Consider the following 1,442-nt stretch of genomic DNA (forward strand, 5'->3'; position numbering starts at 1 on the left):
CCCCTCCCCGCGGTCATCCACTGCGTCGCACCGTCGGTGATCAGACCGCCGCCCCCGTGCGAGTCCTGGTGCTGGAAGAGACCGTCGATCATGTAGGTGACGGTTTCGAAGCCCCGGTGCGGATGCCAGGGCGTGCCCTTGGGTTCGCCCGGTGCGTAGTCGACCTGGCCCATCTGGTCCATGTGGACGAACGGATCCAGCGCCTCCATCGGGACACCGGCGAAGGCCCGGTACACCGGGAAGCCCTCGCCCTCGAACCCGCTGGGCGCGGAGGTCACCGCGGTGACCGTCCGCTGCGTGGCGACCTGCGGGTCGGGCTCGGCGATACGCGGCAGGTCCAGCACGTTGTCCACGGTCACGGCGGGCATGGCACCCTCCCCGAGGGGTCGGAAGGTCCGATCCAGTCTAGTGCCGGGGCGGCCCGCCGGCATTGTCACGCCCCGGGTACTCGATCTTCCTCGCCCCGCCCACGGCTCGCGCGGACCAGGGGGCGACATCCGCGGGCCGCCGGCCGGCCGGCGGGGCGCGCACGTGGCCTCGCCGTGCAGCACGACCTCGTCGACCGCCACCGGCGCGAGGTGGAAGACGGCCATCGGAATGGACGCCGGGCTCACACGGACAGCCGTCCTGTCGACGCATCATGACGATCGGTCATGCCGGGAGGGCCGATCGGTCTGCCCATCAGCGCTGTCGGAGGGGCGCGATACGATTTCGGATCTTCGTTCGAGGGGGATTTCATGCGCCAACTTCTGCTCGGTCTGATCGTCGCCGTTACCGTCGTCCCGCTTGCCGCATGCAGTGAGGGCTCGCCCTCCAGCAGCCCGGCGTCAGCGGCGAGCGCGCCGTCGGTCTCAAGCACGCCGTCCGCTGTCGATGCGCCGACGCTCTCCGCGGAGGCCCAAGTCAAGCTCGCCGCGTGGTTCGCGGACAGCCGCCACAAGCAGGGCATGCAGGCCCTCGACCACGGCCTCCGCGACTTCAAGCGCAGCGTGGCCATCGCCCCGGCCGCCCCCGCCGACTACATGGCGATCCGGTCGGCGTGCAACGACCTCGACCACGATCTCAACATCATCAAGGACTTCGACCCCATCCCCGATCCGCAGTCCCAGGCGCTGTGGTCCTCGGCGGTCACGAACCTGCGGCAGGGTGCGACCGACTGCCTGACCGCTGCCACCGCCAACGACGCCGCCAAGGTCACCCAGGCCAAGGCCGCACTCCTCAAGGGCGACTCCGACTACTCGGCCGTCGTGGCCCGGCTGGGCACCGCACTCGGCGTCGCCCCCACCCCCACGGCAGGCTGAGGACGGCGCCGACGCCGCAGCGGCCGGGGGGGGGCGCCCGGGGGGCGCCCCCCCCCCCCCCCGCCCCGCGCCGGGCGACCCCCCGGTACAACCCGGACACACACGAATTTAGGGTGTGTGGGGGGGTGTGTTTGTTTTTGT

At 71.4% G+C, this 1,442-nt stretch carries 2 protein-coding genes; one reads left to right on the forward strand and one right to left on the reverse strand.

The window, feature by feature from the left end; all coding sequences use genetic code 11:
• A partial coding sequence (locus tag ABZ641_RS37215; protein ID WP_359989001.1) for a pirin family protein occupies window positions 1–368 on the reverse strand: 368 nt, incomplete at its 3' end.
• 369 nt (window positions 369–737) lie between these two features.
• Between ABZ641_RS37215 and ABZ641_RS37220 the strand changes: the two genes are divergently transcribed.
• Window positions 738–1,301, forward strand: coding sequence for a hypothetical protein (locus tag ABZ641_RS37220; protein ID WP_359989003.1), 564 nt, complete (start codon window positions 738–740; stop codon window positions 1,299–1,301).
• Window positions 1,302–1,442: the final 141 nt, after the last annotated feature.

This window comes from Kitasatospora sp. NPDC007106, from assembly GCF_040634455.1.
GTDB classification, from domain to species: domain Bacteria; phylum Actinomycetota; class Actinomycetes; order Streptomycetales; family Streptomycetaceae; genus Kitasatospora; species Kitasatospora arboriphila.